The following is a 16837-nucleotide window of genomic DNA, read 5'->3' as shown; positions in this document are numbered from 1 at the left end:
TTCTCAACGGTAGACGCTCAGCGCCAAGGCGCCGAACAGGCAAACGAACAGGCTCAGGCGCAACAACGCCGGGTGCCAGAAAAAACGGTACAGGTCGAACCCGGCCAGGAAGCGGTCCAGCGCCCAGGCCAGCACGGCCGCAATCAAAAACATCAGGGTCATGGTCGGCATATACAGGCCGTGGAACGCGATTTCACGGGGCATGCGGGGCTCCTTTAAGGGCCGCCAGTGGCGATTGCGGGTCGAGCAACGAGGTGCGGATAAAGTGCAGGTAGCTCTTCACACGCCGCAGGGCCGAGGTGTCAAAGTGCGGGGCGAAGGGTTCGTCAGTGGCCTGCACGCGGCTGATCGCGTGGTCGACAGCGACCAGGCCGCGCTCCAGGTTGCTCGCGCTGGGTTGCAGGAACAACCGCACCAGCGAGCGGCCCATCACGCGGATCGCCTGGCGCCACGGCTGGGATTCGGCATACGCCGGGTGCACCGGCAAAATCGCCTGTTCCTTGCGCAGCTCGATGATTGCGTGGCCGACCTCCAGCACCACGAACATCCAGCGCAGCAAATCACGCTGCACGTGCGGTTGGCCGGCGGCGAGGCCGTAGGCCTGGTGCAGCAAATCGCGGGTGCGGCTTTCAAAACTCGAGGCCAGGCCCTTGAGCTTGCCGCTGATCGCGTACACCACTTGCTCGCGCAGGTCCTGCTCCAGACGGCGCCACAGCCAGCGGCTGTTGGGCGGCAGGATGATCGCCCCCGCCGCCGCGCACACCAGCATGCCGATGATCATGGCAATGTAGTCGTTGATAAAGGTGTAGGGGTTGTAGACCGTAAGGTTGTCCGGCACCGAGCCGGTGCTGAAGAAGATCAACAGGCCGACGCCCACGCCGGCATATTGCGGGCGTGAGGCCAGGAACGCGCCGAAGATGATCACCGGTGCGAGCATCACGCACAGCAGCGGGAAGCCGTCGATCCAGGGGAACACGAAGAACATTTCGACAAAGCCCACCAGTGCGCCGATCAAGGTGCCGCAGGCCATCTGGAACGCCATGCGCTTGGGGTTGGGCGTGGCGGCGGACAGGCCGACCGTAGCGGCGGCAATCAGGGTCATGGTTGCGCCGCTGGGCCAGGCGGTGGCCACCCAGTAGCTGCCCAGCACGATCAGAATGAACGACGCACGAATTCCCGAAGCCGCGCAGGCCAGCCAGTTGGTCTTGGGGATAAAGGTCTCGTTCCACTGTTCGCGTTCATGGCTGTGGTCGGCCAAGGAAGCGTGGGTCAGCGCGTAGTTGTGCAAGTCATCGACAAAGCGATAAAGCAGCTCATAGGCGGTATGAAAATCCAGCTGCTCGGCTTCGCTCGGGTTGCCCTCTTGAAAGGCCGCACGCAGAGCACGCACCTTGGCGGGCAGTCCGTCCTTGTAGGCGCTGAGCTGGTTGACCAGCCGTGCGGCGTCGGGGCTGGTAAGTGCCCGGCCGGAGAAGCCATCGAGCACTTCGGCAAGGTCCTGCAGGCCAGGCTTGATCGCCGCAACCACGTGATCGGCCTCATCGGCACGCAACCGTTCGAGCAACTGGTGCAGGGCGTTGAAACGCGTGGTGATGCTCATGAATTCGCTGTTGAGGCGGCTGAGCCGACCATTGCGCCGACGCATGTGCGGGTCTTCGAACACGGTGACACTGCGCAGCCCTTCCAGGCCCACCGCCTCAGCGATAAAGCGCACATTGCTGGCCTCGAAACCGTCGCGCTGGCTGCGCCCACGCAGGCCGTCGGTGACGAACAGCGCGAACACGCCAAAGCGTTGATACAAGGCGTTGCGCATCGCCGCGCTGGAGGTTTGCGGCAGGATCGCGGCGCTGACCACGGTGGAGCAGATAATCCCCAGGGAAATTTCCAACACCCGCCAGACCGCCGCCATAAACGCGCCGTCCGGGTTCGCCAGCGCCGGTAAACCGACCATCGCCGCCGTATAGCCGGCCAGCACAAACCCGTAGGCGCGAAAGTTGCGATTACGCGTGGCACCCGCGGTGCACATACCCACCCAGATCGCCAACGCGCCGAGAAACAACTCGGTGTTCTGCGCAAACAAGGCAATCAACAAGACCATCACCGCCGAGCCCGCCAAGGTGCCGAGGAAGCGATAAAAGCTTTTGGCAAACACCTGGCCGCTCTGCGGTTGCATCACGATAAACACGGTGATCATCGCCGTGCGCGGTTGCGGCAACTCCAGGCGCATGGCCAGCCACAACGTCAGGAACGCAGCAATCAGCACCTTGAAGATATACACCCAGGTCACGCCGTCGCTGCGTGCCCAGTCGAAAAAACCACGGCGCCACTCAAGGGAGTGCAACCAGCGCAGCGGTGCAGGCAAGGGAGTCATTAGTCTACTCAGTGATCAAACACGGCGAGCGCCGCCGGGGTTTTGCTGGGAAGTGTCTTGGCGTCCTGTGGTACGTCGTTGCCGGCGCCGAGCCCGCCACCCAATGCCGTAACCAGCTCGGCATGGGCACTCAGGCGCGCGGCCTGCACTTGTTGCTCAACCTGTTGCTGGCGGAACAACAAGGTCTGGGCGTTGAGCACATTGAGGTAATCGGTAAGGCCGCGCTGGTAGGCGATCATGGCGATGTCGTAGGTTTTCTGCGCCGAAGCCACCGACTGCGCGGCAAAGGTGGCTTGCTTGTCCATGGATTCGCGGCGGATCAACTGGTCGCTGATGCCCTTGAGTGCATTGACCAGCGTCTGGTTGTACTTGGCCACGGCGATGTCATAACCGGCGCTGGCTTCGCCCAATTGCCCACGCAAACGACCGCCGTCGAAGATCGGCAAGCTGATCGCCGGGCCGACGGTGTAGTTGAATTTCTGCCCGCTGAGAAACCCCAGCATCGTACCGCCGGTGGCCACATAGCCGAGACTACCGACCAGATCGACGTTGGGGTAGAAACCGGCGTGCGCCACATCGATGCCGCGCGCCTGGGCGGCGACCTGCCAGCGGCTGGCGACCACGTCCGGGCGTTGGCCGAGCAATTGCGCGGGCAGGCTTGAGGGCAGCTTCAGCGGCGCAGCCAGGGACAAACTCGGGCGTAGCAGTTGCGCGCCTTGGCCTGGGCCTTTGCCGGCCAATGCCGCGAGCTGGTTGCGGCTCAGGGCGATTTCTTCGTCGAGGGCGTCGAGTTGGCGATGGGTTTCCGGCAGCGGCGTTTCAGCCTGGCTCACGTCGAAATGCGTGCCGATCCCGGCATTCAGGCGCTTGTTGGCCAGGTCGAGAATCTGCTGTTGCTGGGCCAGGGTGGCGGCGACGATATCGCGGTTGGCAAAGTGCAACGACAGTTGGATATAGGCGCGTACCACATTGTTCTGCAATTCGAGCTGGGCCTGACGCGCTTCGGCGGCGCTCATGTGCGCCAGGTCGACGGCGCGTTCGCTGGCATTGCTTTCGCGGCCCCACAGGTCAAGGGCGTAGCTCAGGCCCAGGGACGAGGTGTTGTCCCAGGTATTGGCACCGCTCAACGCCCCCGGCCCGTAGAACTGATCTTTCGGCCAGCTATGGCGCTTGAGGGTGGTGTCACTGTTGATCTGCAGCGACTCGGCCGACTCGGCAATCCCGGCCATGGCCCGCGCTTCCCGCACCCGCGCGGCGGCCATGGCCATGCTCGGGCTGTTTTGCGTGGCAAGGTCGACCCAGCGGTTGAGCTGCGTGTCGCCATAGGCTTGCCACCATTGTGTGGTGGGCCAGTGGGCGTCCTGCGCGGCGCTCTGGATGGCGGCGTCGGTGGCCAGGGTATTGGCGTTGAGGGCCTGGCCTTGGGGGGCGATTCCTCCGGTTCCGATGCAGCCGCTGATTGCTAACGATAAGGCCAAAACACTGAGAGCCTTCAGCTCTCTGCTGATGCGACGCGGCACGGCGAACGAATTCCTGAGGTGGTGAGGCGGGGAAGGTGGCGCAATTCTAGGGGGCGCCATGGGGAACGATAAGCTGGCATTCCTGTGAATCTTTGTTACCGTTCAGGCGATAATCCGTTGGTAGGGATCACTGGACGGCGTAACTTTCTGTCACAATTTGCTATCTCCCTTGAGAACACTCCATGGACACTTTGCAAAATATGCGCGCCTTCAGTTGCGTGGCCGAGGCCGGCAGCTTCACCGCCGCCGCCGTGCAACTGGACACCACCACCGCCAACGTCTCGCGCGCGGTCTCCAACCTTGAGGCCCATCTGCAAACCCGCTTGCTCAACCGCACCACTCGCCGCATCGCGCTGACCGAGGCCGGCAAGCGCTATTTGCTGCGTTGCGAGCAGATCCTTGCCTACGTCGAGGAAGCCGAGGCGGAAGCCAGCGACGCCCACGCACGCCCCGCCGGGCAGTTGAAAGTGCACACCATGACCGGCATCGGCCAGCATTTCGTGATTGATGCCATTGCCCGTTACCGGCGCACCCACCCCGACGTGACCTTCGACCTGACCCTGGCCAACCGCGTGCCGGACCTGCTCGACGAGGGTTACGACGTCTCGATCGTGCTGGCCAGCGAACTGCCGGACTCGGGTTTTGTGTCCCAGCGCCTGGGCATCACCTACAGCATCGCCTGTGCCTCGCCGGATTACGTCAAGGCCAAAGGCTGCGCGCAGCGGCCACAGGATTTGCTCAACCACGCCTGCCTGCGCCTGGTCAGCCCGGTGGTCCAGCTGGATAAATGGACTTTCAATGGTCCCGAAGGCCAGGAAAGCGTGGCGATCAACACCTCGCCGTTCCTGGTCAACTCGGCCGATGCGATGAAAACCGCGATCACCAGCGGCATGGGCGTCGGCCTGCTGCCGGTGTATGCGGCTATTGAAGGTTTGCGCAACGGCTCGCTGGTCCGGGTGATGCCCACCTATCGCTCGCAGGAACTGAACCTGTACGCCATCTACCCGTCGCGTCAGTACCTGGACGCGAAGATCAAGACCTGGGTGGAATACCTGCGCGGTTCGTTGCCGGAGATTCTGGCGGCGCATCAGGCGGAGTTGGTGGCGTATGAGTTGAGCGGCAGCCTCGGCGGCACACGCCTGGCGAACTGACTTTGGAAGACGGCCCCACAAACACCATCCATTTACTGTGGGAGCTGGCTTGCCTGCGATAGCATCGCCTCGGTACTGCTGATACACCGAGGCGTCAGCATCGCAGGCAAGCCAGCTCCCACATTTTGAGCGGAGTTCTGCAATGAAAAAGACTGTCCTCGCCTTCAGCCGTGTCACCCCGGAAATGATCGAACGCCTGCAACAGGATTTCGAGGTGATCGCGCCGAACCCCAAGCTGGGTGACCTCAACGCTCAATTCAATGAAGCCCTGCCCCACGCCCATGGCCTGATCGGCGTAGGCCGCAAGCTGGGGCGTGCGCAGCTGGAAGGCGCGAGCAAGCTGGAAGTGGTGTCCAGCGTGTCGGTGGGCTACGACAACTACGACGTGCCGTACTTCAACGAGCGCGGGATCATGCTCACCAACACCCCCGATGTGCTCACCGAAAGCACCGCCGACCTGGCCTTCGCCCTGCTGATGAACAGTGCGCGCCGCGTGGCCGAGCTGGATGCGTGGACCAAGGCCGGCCAGTGGAAAGCCAGTGTTGGCGCGCCACTGTTTGGCTGCGATGTACACGGCAAGACCCTCGGCATAGTGGGCATGGGCAATATCGGCGCAGCCGTGGCCCGGCGTGGGCGCCTGGGCTTCAATATGCCGATTCTGTACAGCGGCAACAGCCGCAAGACCCAGCTTGAGCAGGAGCTGGGCGCGCAGTTTCGCAGCCTGGACCAGTTGCTGGCCGAGGCGGATTTTGTCTGCCTGGTGGTGCCGTTGAGCGACAAGACCCGCCACTTGATCAGCACGCGCGAATTGGGGCTGATGAAGTCCAGTGCGATCCTGATCAACATTTCCCGTGGGCCTGTGGTGGATGAACCGGCGCTGATTGAAGCGCTGCAAACCCAGAAAATCCGTGGCGCCGGGCTGGATGTGTATGAACAAGAGCCGCTGGCTGAATCGCCATTGTTCCAACTGAGCAACGCCGTGACCCTGCCGCATATCGGCTCGGCCACCCATGAAACCCGTGAAGCCATGGCCAACCGTGCCTTGGATAACTTGCGCAGCGCTCTGTTGGGCCAGCGTCCGCAGGATCTGGTCAACCCGCAGGTCTGGAAGGGCTGAACGCACCACGGCAGGAGCGAACTATTGTGGCGAGCGAGCTTGCTCGCGCTGGAGTGCGCAGCGCTCCCAGGCTTTTGGGGCCGCTGCGCTGCCCAGCGGGAGCAAGCTCCCTCGCCACAAGCGTCCACCCTTCAGTTTCCAGGGTCTGAGTCGATAACCCTCTATAGATCGTCATCCCTGATCCACAGAAGGTTTTTATGTCCACCACCAAAGCCCGCGCAGATTCACTCTCGCTTCTGCTCTTTACCTTGCGCAGCGGCAAGCTGATGGCCATCAACCTGCTCAAAGTCAGTGAAATCATTCCCTGCCCGCCGCTAACCAAGCTGCCGGAGTCGCACCCGCACGTCAAAGGTATCGCCACCCTGCGCGGCGCCTCGCTGTCGGTGATCGACCTGAGCCGCGCCCTCGGCGAAATGCCGCTGCAAGACCCGAACGGTGGCTGCCTGATCGTCACCGATGTCAGCCGTTCCAAGCAGGGCCTGCATGTGCAGGCAGTGAGCAAGATTGTGCACTGCCTGACCACCGACATCCGCCCGCCGCCCTATGGCTCCGGTGGCAATCGCTCGTTTATCACCGGCGTGACGCAGGTCGAAGGCGGCCTGGTGCAGGTGCTGGATATCGAAAAGGTCATCCACGGCATCGCCCCGGCCCCCGTTGAAGCGGCGCCGACCGACTTGACCATGGAAGAAGCCGAAGTACTCGGTAACGCGCGCATCCTGGTGGTGGACGACAGCCAGGTGGCTCTGCAGCAATCGGTGCACACCCTGCGCAACCTCGGCCTGACGTGCCACACCGCGCGCAGTGCCAAGGAAGCCATTGATGTGCTGCTGGAGCTGCAAGGCACGGTCGAGCAGATCAACGTGGTGGTGTCGGACATCGAGATGTCCGAAATGGACGGTTACGCCCTCACCCGCACCCTGCGTGAAACCCCGGACTTCCAGGAGCTTTACGTGCTGCTGCACACCTCGTTGGACAGCGCGATGAACAGCGAAAAAGCCCGTCTGGCCGGTGCCGATGCGGTGCTCACCAAGTTCTCGTCGCCCGAACTGACCAAATGCCTGGTGGTAGCCGCGCAAACTGTGGCGCAAAAAGGCCTGTAAGCGGTGGCGGAGTATTTCCAACTGCTGCGCCGCGACCTTACTACCAGCCTGCCAGCCCCGCAGTGGCCGGCCAATACTCGGCTGGATCATTACCGCGATGAGCTGGCCCCGGCCATCCATGCCGTATTGCGCATGACCCAGGAACAGGGCGGCGGCCGTGTCCCCAGCCTGGCAGAGTGGCGCCGGCAGTTCATCACCGACGCCGAATTCGACCCCACGCTATGCCTGGTAGCCAGTAACGCAGACGGCATTCTCGGCGTGGCCCAGTGCTGGACCAGCGCGTTTATCAAGAACCTCTCGATCCACCCGTGCGCCCAAGGCCAGGGGCTGGGGCGTGCCTTGTTGCTGCACACCTTCCACGTGTTCAAGCAACGCGGCGAACCCTATGTGGACCTGAAGGTGCTGGAAAGCAACCAACGCGCCCGGCAGTTGTACGAAAGTGCCGGCATGCTGTTTGTACTGCGTGACCAAGTGCCCGAGAACTGACAGGCACTGGCGCATAACTTGCTTCCACTGAGCCTGAACAGTGAATAGAGGCAAAAACCCGCCACCGTTCAAGAGTGCCCTCTGACCTTGCCTGGTGACAGATCCTCCATGAACACTCACTTTTCCTGCGTGGGTTGCGGCAAATGCTGCTGCGACCATCACGTTCCCCTGACCCTCGAAGAAGCCCGCAGTTGGGCGGCTGACGGCGGTAACGTCATCGTGCTGGTGGAGGGTTTTCTCGGCAGTGGCCTGGGTTTGCCGGTGCAGCAACGCGAGCATGCCGAACGCCGTTCAGTGATAGTGCCGAGCGGCAATACCGAGGCGTTTGTGGCAATCACCTTTGCCGCCTACAACGCCGGGCGTTGCCGGAATCTTGACGAAGACAACCGTTGCGGCATCTACGAACGCCGTCCGCTGGTGTGTCGCATCTACCCGATGGAAATCAACCCGCACATTCCTTTGAACCCCGCCGCCAAGGATTGCCCGCCGGAGTCCTGGGAACAGGGGCCGGCGCTGATCGTCGGCGGTGAGTTGATGGATGCAGAGCTGGCTGAGCTGATCCGCCGCTCCCGCCAGGCCGACCGTGACGATGTGCAGACCAAGGAGGCTGTGTGCGCCTTGCTGGGTATTCGTACCACCGCGCTCAAGGGCGATGGGTTTACTGCGTATTTGCCGGACATGGCTGCCTTTGCCCAGGCGATCGAGTGGGCGATTGGGCAACCCTCGGTGGCTAATGAGTGGGTGTTTCATGTGTCCGGCATGGACATCGCCGAGCAGGTGCTGGATGCGGGGGCGCAGATTGCCACTGAGGTGCCGGCCAACTATGCGTTTATTTCGTTGAGAGCGGCTTAGACTCGACGCGGCCAGTGTGGATGTGGGAGCTGGCTTGCCTGCGATGCGGGCAACTCGGTCCACCAGGACACCGAAGAGATGCCATCGCAGGCAAGCCAGCTCTCACAGTTGAACGGGTATGGCCGCCTGTTGGCCATGGGCTCATGTTCCGCGCAATTAATTGGCCATCACTGGATAAAGGGCGGCTCATCCAAGTGATAACGCGCCAGAATCCGCTGGTATTCACCGTTGTGCATCAGTTGTTCAAGCGCATGGTTGAGATCGTTACGCAAGCTGGAATCAAACTTGCGTACGGCAATGGCAATGCCATTGCCCAGCAGTTCGCCGGACAAGGCCGGCCCCATAAAGTCGAAATCCTGGCCATCCGGGGTGTCGAGCAGCGCCTTGCGAATTTCCACAGTGCCTTGCAGCGTCGCATCAATAGTGCCGGCCACCAGGCTGCGAGCCAGTTCGTCGTTGAGCCAGAAACTCTTGATGATGACGCCCGCCGGCGCCCACTGCGACCGCGCAAAGGCTTCGCGGTTGCTGCCCAGCAATACACCGACACGCTTGCCCTTGAGCGAGCGTGTGTCGGGCAACAAGCCGGAGTCCTTATGGGCCACCAGACGCGTGGTAAAGGGATACAGATTATCGGTGAACCCCACCCATCGCCGTCGCCCCGAGGTGGCGGCCATGCCCATGATCGCATCGAACTGCCGGGCTTCGAGGGCCGGGAAGTCTTCGACAAACACCTGATCGACCCAGGTGCAGCGCACATTCAACTGTGTACACAGGGCATTGCCCAAGTCGATGTTCAAGCCCACCAATTGACCTTGCGGGCTACGACTCTGAAAGGGCGGGAACTGCGCGGCAACAGCAAAGCGGATTTCGCGCCGGGGTTGATCATCGTCGGCCACGGCGTCGGTCGACAGCAAGAGGGCAAGTGCTGCACACAGGGGTATCAAAGCCACGGGAAACATCCTTTTCCAGAAAGACCAGCCTTGGCCACCCGGCCCGATCTGAACGGTCGGGGGGTGGAATCAAGGCTGTGCAAGCTTTCTAGAAACGGTCGTGGGTCTTCAATCAGAAATATCAGCAGGTGTTGTAGTCCGCACCTGATAAAACGCTGGTCGTTCTATTCTCAGCGTTTACCCATCGAGCGGCGAGTGCCCGGCGGCGCCATGCCTGGCGACTTGGTGTGGCCGTTCTTGGCGCCATTCTTGTACCAAGGCTGGGCGGCATTCTTGGCCCCGGCCAGTTCACCCGGCTTGAACGGAAACTTGAACGCCGGGATCTCGGCTTTTTCAACGCTTTGAGCGTCAGCCGGATCGACGAGGTCGGCCGCTTCAACAGGGGGTTGTGTCGGGGAAGTCATGGAAGCTCCGGAGCGTGCAGAAAATGAGGCGGCGGCCGACTTGCGGGCCACGCTGGCGCGCAGTATACCTGCGCGCCTCGGATCTTTAACCAACGCCGTTACGAATGGTCGGACTTTACTGACAGCGCTGTCAGTTAGCAGTCACCGTGCTGACCGGGTTGGCGGGCTATAAAGAACGCTCACTCTCCCAACCCTTTGCCTCGGCGCCCCACCCCATGCACATTCAACGAAAAACCGCCCTGTTCGTGGGTGCCCTGGTGGTCGTGGCAATTGCAGCCTGGGCCTTCAACCGACCGGCCAAAGCCAAACTGGCGGTGTCCACCGCCATCCCGGTGCGGGTGGTGAGCGTCACACAGCAGGACATTCCTCGATTTGTCAGCGGTATCGGCTCGGTGCTGTCGCTGCACAGCGTGGTGATCCGCCCGCAAATCGACGGCATCCTCACCAAGCTGCTGGTCAAGGAAGGCCAACTGGTCAAGGCCGGTGACCTGCTGGCGACCATCGATGACCGCTCGATCCGCGCCAGCCTCGACCAGGCCAAGGCACAACTGGGCGAAAGCCAGGCACAACTGCAAGTGGCGTTGGTGAACCTCAAACGCTACAAAGAACTGAGCGTCGACGACGGCGTTTCCAAGCAGACCTATGACCAGCAGCAAGCCCTGGTCAACCAGCTCAAGGCCACGGCGCAAGGTAATCAGGCCGCGATTGATTCGGCCCAGGTACAGCTTTCCTACACTCAGATTCGCTCGCCTGTCACCGGCCGTGTCGGTATTCGCACTGTGGATGAAGGTAACTTCCTGCGTATGAGTGATACCCAAGGCCTGTTCTCGGTGACGCAAATCGATCCGATCGCCGTGGAGTTCTCGTTGCCGCAACAAATGTTGCCAACCCTGCAAGGCTTGATCGCCGCGCCCACTCAAGCCAGCGTCGATGCCTACATGGGCGCCGACACTGACGGCCAGACCGGCGACCTGCTCGGTGAAGGCCACTTGAGCCTGATCGACAACCAGATCAGCTCCACCACCGGCACCCTGCGCGCCAAGGCTGAATTCAACAACGCTTCGCAGCGCCTGTGGCCGGGGCAACTGGTGACCATCAAGATCCAGACCGCCCTCGACAAAAACGCCCTGGTGGTGCCGCCGACCGTGGTGCAACGTGGGCTCGACGCGCATTTTGTGTACCGCGTCAACGGTGACAAGGTTGAGATCGTGCCGGTGCAGGTGGCCTATCAGGACAGCGACGTGAACATCATCAAAGGCGTGCAAGCCGGTGATGTGCTGGTCAGCGATGGCCAGTCGCGGCTCAAGGCCGGTGCGCAGATCGAGGTGCTCAAAGAGCCACCGCAAGTGATCCAGACCGCCCAAGCCAAGGTGCAACCATGAGCGGCAGCCGTTCGCCGTCCGCCTGGTGCGTCGACCACCCGGTTGCCACCCTGCTGCTGACCTTTGCCCTGGTGCTGCTGGGGCTGATTGCCTTCCCGCGCCTGGCCGTGGCGCCGCTGCCGGAAGCGGAATTCCCGACCATCCAGGTCACCGCCACCTTGCCCGGCGCCAGCCCGGACACCATGGCCTCCTCCGTGGCCACGCCATTGGAGGTGCAATTCAGCGCCATCCCCGGCATGACCCAGATGACCTCCAGCAGCGCCTTGGGCTCAAGTCTGCTGACCCTGCAATTCACTCTGAACAAAAGCATCGACACCGCCGCGCAGGAAGTGCAGGCGGCGATCAACACCGCCTCCGGCAAACTGCCCAGCGACATGCCGAGCCTGCCGACCTGGAAGAAGGTCAACCCGGCTGACAGCCCAGTGCTGATCCTCAGCGTCAGCTCCGACAGCATGCCCAGTACCGAGCTGAGCGACTATGTGGAAACCCTGCTGGCGCGCCAGATCAGTCAGATCGACGGCGTTGGCCAGATCAACATCACCGGCCAGCAACGCCCGGCGATTCGCGTACAAGCTTCACCGGACAAACTCGCGGCCATCGGCCTGACCCTCGCCGACGTGCGCCTGGCCATCCAGCAGTCCAGCCTGAACCTGGCCAAAGGTGCGATTTACGGCGAGAACAGCGTGTCGACGTTATCCACCAACGACCAGTTGTTTCACCCGGAGGAATACGGCCAACTGATCGTTTCCTACAAGAACGGCGCGCCGGTGCAACTGCGTGATGTCGCCAAAGTCATCAATGGTTCGGAAAACGCCTACGTACAGGCCTGGTCCGGTGACACGCCCGGGGTCAACCTGGTGATTTCGCGCCAGCCCGGCGCCAACATTGTCGAGACCGTGGACCGCATTCAAGCCGAGCTGCCGCGCCTGGAAGGCATGTTGCCCGCCTCGGTGCAGGTCAGCGTGTTGACCGACCGCACCAAGACTATCCGCGCGTCCTTGCATGAAGTGGAAGTGACCCTGCTGATCGCCATCTTGCTGGTGGTGGCGGTGATGGCGCTGTTCCTGCGCCAATTGTCGGCGACGCTGATTGTGTCCAGTGTGCTCGGCGTGTCGCTGATCGCCAGTTTCGCGCTGATGTATGTGCTCGGCTTCAGCTTGAACAACCTGACGCTGGTGGCGATCGTGATCGCCGTGGGCTTTGTGGTCGACGATGCCATCGTGGTGGTGGAGAACATTCACCGTCATCTGGAGGCGGGTCTGGATAAACGCGAGGCGGCGATCAAGGGCTCCGGCGAGATCGGTTTTACCGTGGTGTCCATCAGCTTCTCGCTGGTGGCGGCATTTATTCCGCTGCTGTTCATGGGCGGCGTGGTCGGGCGGCTGTTCAAAGAGTTTGCGCTGACGGCCACCTCGACCATCCTGATTTCGGTGGTGGTTTCGCTGACATTGGCGCCGACCCTGGCCGCGCTGTTCATGCGCGCGCCGACTCATCATGCCCATGACAAACCGGGTTTCAGCGAGCGCCTGCTCGCCGGCTACGCGCGCAACCTGCGCCGCGCGCTGGCGCATCAACGCAGCATGGCGGCGATCTTCATGGTGACCCTGGCACTGGCCGTGGTCGGTTACGTGTTTATCCCCAAGGGGTTCTTCCCGGTGCAGGACACCGGCTTTGTACTCGGCACCAGCGAAGCGGCGGCCGACGTGTCGTACCCGGACATGGTCGCCAAGCACAAGGCCCTGGCCGAGATCGTCAAGGCCGACCCGGCTGTGGCCGCGTTTTCCCACTCGGTGGGCGTGACCGGCAGCAACCAGACCATCGCCAACGGCCGTTTCTGGATCGCCTTGAAAGACCGCGGTGATCGCGATGTGTCCGCCAGCCAGTTCATCGACCGCATCCGCCCCAAACTGGCCAAGGTGCCCGGCATCGTCTTGTACCTGCGCGCCGGCCAGGACATCAACTTGAGTTCCGGCCCAAGCCGCGCCCAGTACCAATATGTACTCAAGAGCAACGACGGCCCCACGCTCAATACCTGGACCCAACGCCTGACCGAAAAACTGCGCGCCAACCCGGCCTTTCGCGACCTGTCCAACGACCTGCAACTGGGCGGCAGCATCACCCACATCAGCATCGATCGCCAGGCGGCGGCACGCTTTGGCCTCACCGCCACAGACGTCGACCAGGCGCTGTATGACGCGTTTGGCCAGCGCCAGATCAACGAGTTCCAGACCGAGATCAACCAGTACCAGGTGGTGCTGGAACTCGACACCCAACAACGCGGCAAGGCCGAAAGCCTGAATTACTTTTACCTGCGCTCACCGCTGACCAACGAGATGGTGCCGCTGTCGGCACTGGCCAAGGTCGACCCGCCCAGCGTGGGGCCGTTGTCCATCAGCCATGACGGCATGTTCCCGGCGGCCAACCTGTCGTTCAACCTGGCGCCCGGCGTGGCATTGGGCGATGCGGTGATCATGCTCAACCAGGCCAAGAACGAAATCGGCATGCCGACCACCCTGATCGGCACCTTCCAAGGCGCCGCCCAGGCGTTCCAGAGTTCGCTGGCCAGCCAACCGTGGCTGATTCTGGCGGCGCTGGTGGCGGTCTATATTATTTTGGGTGTGCTGTATGAAAGCTTCGTGCACCCGCTGACCATCATCTCCACCTTGCCCTCGGCGGGTTTGGGGGCGTTGATCATGCTGTGGCTGCTGGGCCAGGATTTTTCGATCATGGCCTTGATCGGGCTGGTGCTGCTGATCGGTATCGTCAAGAAAAACGGCATCCTGATGATCGACTTTGCCCTGGAAGCCCAGCGCGTGCGCGGGCTGCCACCTGAGGAGGCGATTTATGAAGCCTGCGTCACCCGGTTCCGGCCGATCATCATGACCACCCTCGCCGCCCTGCTCGGCGCCGTGCCGTTGATGCTCGGCTCCGGGCCAGGCGCGGAACTGCGCCAGCCGCTGGGGATCGCGGTGGTCGGCGGCCTGTTGGTGAGCCAGGCGCTGACGCTGTTCACCACACCGGTCATATACTTGTACCTTGAGAAGTTTTTCCACAGGCCCAAACCAGCGCTGGCGCTGGCGACCACACACTAAAGGCGGGGTCATGCGCGTCCTGATTATTGAAGATGAAGAAAAAACCGCGGACTACTTGCACCGCGGCCTGACGGAGCAAGGCTACACGGTCGATGTAGCACGCGAGGGCGTCGAGGGCTTGCACCTGGCGCTGGAAAACGACTACGCGGTGATCGTGCTTGACGTGATGCTGCCCGGCCTCGACGGCTTTGGGGTGTTGCGCGCACTGCGGGCACGCAAGCAGACGCCGGTGATCATGCTCACCGCCCGCGAGCGTGTGGAAGACCGCATCCGCGGCCTGCGTGAAGGCGCCGATGATTATTTGGGCAAACCGTTTTCGTTCCTCGAACTGGTGGCGCGCCTGCAAGCGCTGACCCGTCGCAGTGGCGGGCACGAGCCGGTGCAAGTCACCGTGGCCGACCTGTGGATCGACCTGATCAGCCGCAAGGCCAGTCGCAATGGCCTGCGCCTGGACCTGACCGCCAAGGAGTTCTCGCTGCTCAGCGTATTGGCACGGCGTCAGGGTGAAATCCTGTCCAAGACCGCGATTGCGGAAATGGTCTGGGACATCAATTTCGACAGCGACGCCAATGTGGTGGAAGTGGCGATCAAGCGTCTGCGCGCCAAGCTCGACGGGCCGTTCGAACACAAGTTACTGCACACCATTCGTGGCATGGGTTATGTGCTGGAGAGCAGAAGTGTCGGCTAACTCCATCGCCGTGCGCCTGAGCGGCATGTTCACGTTGGTGGCGCTGCTGATCTTCGTGTTGATCGGCGGCGCGCTGTACCAGCAAGTGGATCGCGGCCTGGGCTTGTTGCCGGGCGCCGAACTGGATGCGCGCTACAGCGTGCTGGAGTCCTCGGTGAACCGCTTTGGTACACCCGACCACTGGGCAAAAATCACCGCCAAGTTGAAGTTGCTCGGCGAAGAAGACACGCGCATCCGCTTCTGGGTGGTGAGCAGCGACCCGAGCTACGAATACGGCAACCCCACTGCGCAGATCCGCGCATTCGCCCAGGGGCCGACCGGCAAGCGCGACCTGCGCCTGCCTGGGCATGAATACCCGTTCAAAGTGTTGGTGAGCCAGTTCGCGGCCAAGGATCAACGCCCGTCACTGCGTTTTATGATCGCCATCGACACCGAGAACTTCCGCGCCACTCAGCACCATCTGTTGATGGTCTTGATCGGCCTGGCCTGTGTCGGCGTCGCGCTGGCGGCGCTGCTGGGCTTTTGGGTCTCGCGTATCGGCCTCAAACCGCTGGGCAAGCTCTCGGATGAAGCGCAAAAACTCGCCCCGCCCAAACTCTCCGGGCGCTTGCAGTTGTCGCCCTTGCCGCCGGAGCTGAGCCAGTTCGTCAACTCATTCAACGCCACACTGGATCGAGTCGAGCAGGCGTATTCACGCCTGGAGTCATTCAATGCCGATGTGGCCCACGAACTGCGCTCGCCGCTGACCAACCTGATCGGCCAGACCCAAGTGGCGCTCACCCGTGGTCGTTCGGCCGAGCATTATTTCGAGGTGCTGCAATCGAACCTCGAAGAACTGGAACGCCTGCGCTCGATCATCAATGACATGCTGTTCCTGGCCAGCGCCGACCAAGGCAGCAAGGCCACCAAACTGATCGAAAGCTCCCTGGCCGATGAAGTCGCCACTACCCTCGACTACCTGGACTTCATCCTCGAAGACGCCCAAGTCAACGTGCGCGTACACGGAGATGCCTTGGTGCACATCGAAAAAGCCCACCTGCGCCGCGCGCTGATCAACTTGCTGAGCAATGCGGTGCAGCACACCGCGCCGGGGCAGAACATTGACGTGAGCATTGAAGTGCAGGAGCAGTGGGTGGCGATTGGGGTTACCAACCCCGGCGATGAAATTGCCAGCGAGCATTTGCCGCGCTTGTTTGAACGCTTCTACCGGGTGGACGCGTCGCGCAGTAACAGCGGCGCGAATCACGGGCTGGGGCTGGCGATCGTCAAGGCAATCGCGTTGATGCATGGCGGCGATGTGTTTGTGCGCAGTGAGGGTGGCGGCAATACCTTTGGCATTACCTTGCCGGTCTGACTCTTCAGAACACATCGATCCAGTGTGGGCGGGCTTGTGTGGAAGCTGGCTTGCCTGCGATAGCATCGCTGCGGTGTTGCAGATGTACCGAGGTGTCTGCATCGCAGGCAAGCCAGCTCCCACACAAGCCAGATCCCATATAGCCAGCTTCCCCACTGGATCTCAAAGGCCTGACTGTTGCGGTTTGGGCAACAGTCATTATCTTGTTACACTCTATATCGCACCGCTCACCTGCGTTACTTTGACGCACCGATGAGCGCGACGGCAAGGCAGCTTCCCGCTCACCCGAATTTCCCTCGACTTATTTCCAGGGCTCTACACTGGGAATCTGTTTAAAGCCGCTGACTTCAGCGGCTTTTTTTTGCCGTAA

The 16837-nt window shown here is 61.9% G+C and carries 14 protein-coding genes; 9 read left to right on the top strand and 5 right to left on the bottom strand.

Annotated elements, in window-relative coordinates; genetic code table 11:
- Window positions 1-3: 3 nt before the first annotated feature.
- Genes PSH96_RS04985 through PSH96_RS04975 form a run of 3 tightly spaced genes read right to left on the bottom strand, consistent with a single transcriptional unit; the run spans window position 4 to window position 3891 of the window.
- Window positions 4-204 (bottom strand): DUF1656 domain-containing protein, encoded by a 201-nt coding sequence (locus PSH96_RS04985; RefSeq protein WP_003171907.1) that lies wholly within the window; start codon window positions 202-204, stop codon window positions 4-6.
- Window positions 194-2371, bottom strand: coding sequence for an FUSC family protein (locus PSH96_RS04980; protein ID WP_305457854.1), 2178 nt, complete (start codon window positions 2369-2371; stop codon window positions 194-196). Before PSH96_RS04980 ends, PSH96_RS04985 begins: the two co-directional genes overlap by 11 nt.
- Before the next feature lie 8 nt (window positions 2372-2379).
- Complete coding sequence (locus PSH96_RS04975) at window positions 2380-3891, bottom strand: efflux transporter outer membrane subunit (RefSeq protein WP_305457852.1); 1512 nt, start codon at window positions 3889-3891, stop codon at window positions 2380-2382.
- Window positions 3892-4073: 182 nt separating this feature from the next.
- On the opposite strand from PSH96_RS04975, the gene PSH96_RS04970 reads away from it, so the two are divergent.
- From PSH96_RS04970 to PSH96_RS04950, 5 genes are all read left to right on the top strand, one after another.
- The gene (locus tag PSH96_RS04970; RefSeq protein ID WP_058419353.1) at window positions 4074-5042 is read left to right on the top strand and encodes a LysR family transcriptional regulator; all 969 of its coding nucleotides are present in this window, start codon (window positions 4074-4076) and stop codon (window positions 5040-5042) included.
- A 142-nt stretch (window positions 5043-5184) separates the two neighbouring features.
- On the top strand, window positions 5185-6159 hold the full coding sequence (locus tag PSH96_RS04965; protein WP_305457850.1) for a D-glycerate dehydrogenase: 975 nt from the start codon (window positions 5185-5187) through the stop codon (window positions 6157-6159).
- Between the two features lie 197 nt (window positions 6160-6356).
- Window positions 6357-7259, top strand: a complete 903-nt coding sequence (locus PSH96_RS04960) for a chemotaxis protein CheV (RefSeq protein ID WP_017138169.1) — start codon at window positions 6357-6359, stop codon at window positions 7257-7259.
- Window positions 7260-7262: 3 nt separating this feature from the next.
- Complete coding sequence (locus PSH96_RS04955; protein ID WP_305457848.1) at window positions 7263-7745, top strand: N-acetyltransferase; 483 nt, start codon at window positions 7263-7265, stop codon at window positions 7743-7745.
- Between the two features lie 108 nt (window positions 7746-7853).
- Window positions 7854-8597 (top strand): YkgJ family cysteine cluster protein, encoded by a 744-nt coding sequence (locus tag PSH96_RS04950; RefSeq protein ID WP_305457847.1) that lies wholly within the window; start codon window positions 7854-7856, stop codon window positions 8595-8597.
- Between the two features lie 167 nt (window positions 8598-8764).
- Here PSH96_RS04950 and PSH96_RS04945 read toward each other — a convergent pair whose 3' ends face one another.
- Together PSH96_RS04945 and PSH96_RS04940 are read right to left on the bottom strand one after the other, a co-directional pair.
- Entirely contained in the window at window positions 8765-9547 is a 783-nt protein-coding gene (locus PSH96_RS04945; protein ID WP_305457845.1) for a transporter substrate-binding domain-containing protein, read from the bottom strand.
- 170 nt (window positions 9548-9717) lie between these two features.
- Window positions 9718-9951, bottom strand: a complete 234-nt coding sequence (locus PSH96_RS04940; RefSeq protein WP_056858969.1) for a hypothetical protein — start codon at window positions 9949-9951, stop codon at window positions 9718-9720.
- Window positions 9952-10166: 215 nt separating this feature from the next.
- Between PSH96_RS04940 and PSH96_RS04935 the strand changes: the two genes are divergently transcribed.
- The 4 genes from PSH96_RS04935 to PSH96_RS04920 are packed head-to-tail and all read left to right on the top strand — an operon-like array spanning window position 10167 to window position 16467.
- A complete protein-coding gene (locus PSH96_RS04935; protein WP_305457843.1) occupies window positions 10167-11333 on the top strand; it encodes an efflux RND transporter periplasmic adaptor subunit in 1167 nt (388 codons plus the stop codon).
- Entirely contained in the window at window positions 11330-14425 is a 3096-nt protein-coding gene (locus PSH96_RS04930) for a multidrug efflux RND transporter permease subunit (RefSeq protein WP_305457841.1), read from the top strand. The genes PSH96_RS04935 and PSH96_RS04930 overlap by 4 nt, the downstream gene beginning before the upstream one ends.
- A gap of 10 nt (window positions 14426-14435) precedes the next feature.
- The gene (locus PSH96_RS04925; protein WP_017138176.1) at window positions 14436-15113 is read left to right on the top strand and encodes a heavy metal response regulator transcription factor; all 678 of its coding nucleotides are present in this window, start codon (window positions 14436-14438) and stop codon (window positions 15111-15113) included.
- Window positions 15103-16467 carry a heavy metal sensor histidine kinase gene (locus PSH96_RS04920; protein ID WP_305457838.1) on the top strand — a complete coding sequence of 455 codons (1365 nt, stop codon included), beginning with the start codon at window positions 15103-15105 and terminating at the stop codon, window positions 16465-16467. The genes PSH96_RS04925 and PSH96_RS04920 overlap by 11 nt, the downstream gene beginning before the upstream one ends.
- Window positions 16468-16837: the final 370 nt, after the last annotated feature.

Origin of the sequence: Pseudomonas sp. FP2338 (assembly GCF_030687515.1) — a bacterium.
GTDB lineage: Bacteria > Pseudomonadota > Gammaproteobacteria > Pseudomonadales > Pseudomonadaceae > Aquipseudomonas > Aquipseudomonas salomonii.
This window is presented reverse-complemented; position numbering and strand designations above follow the sequence as displayed.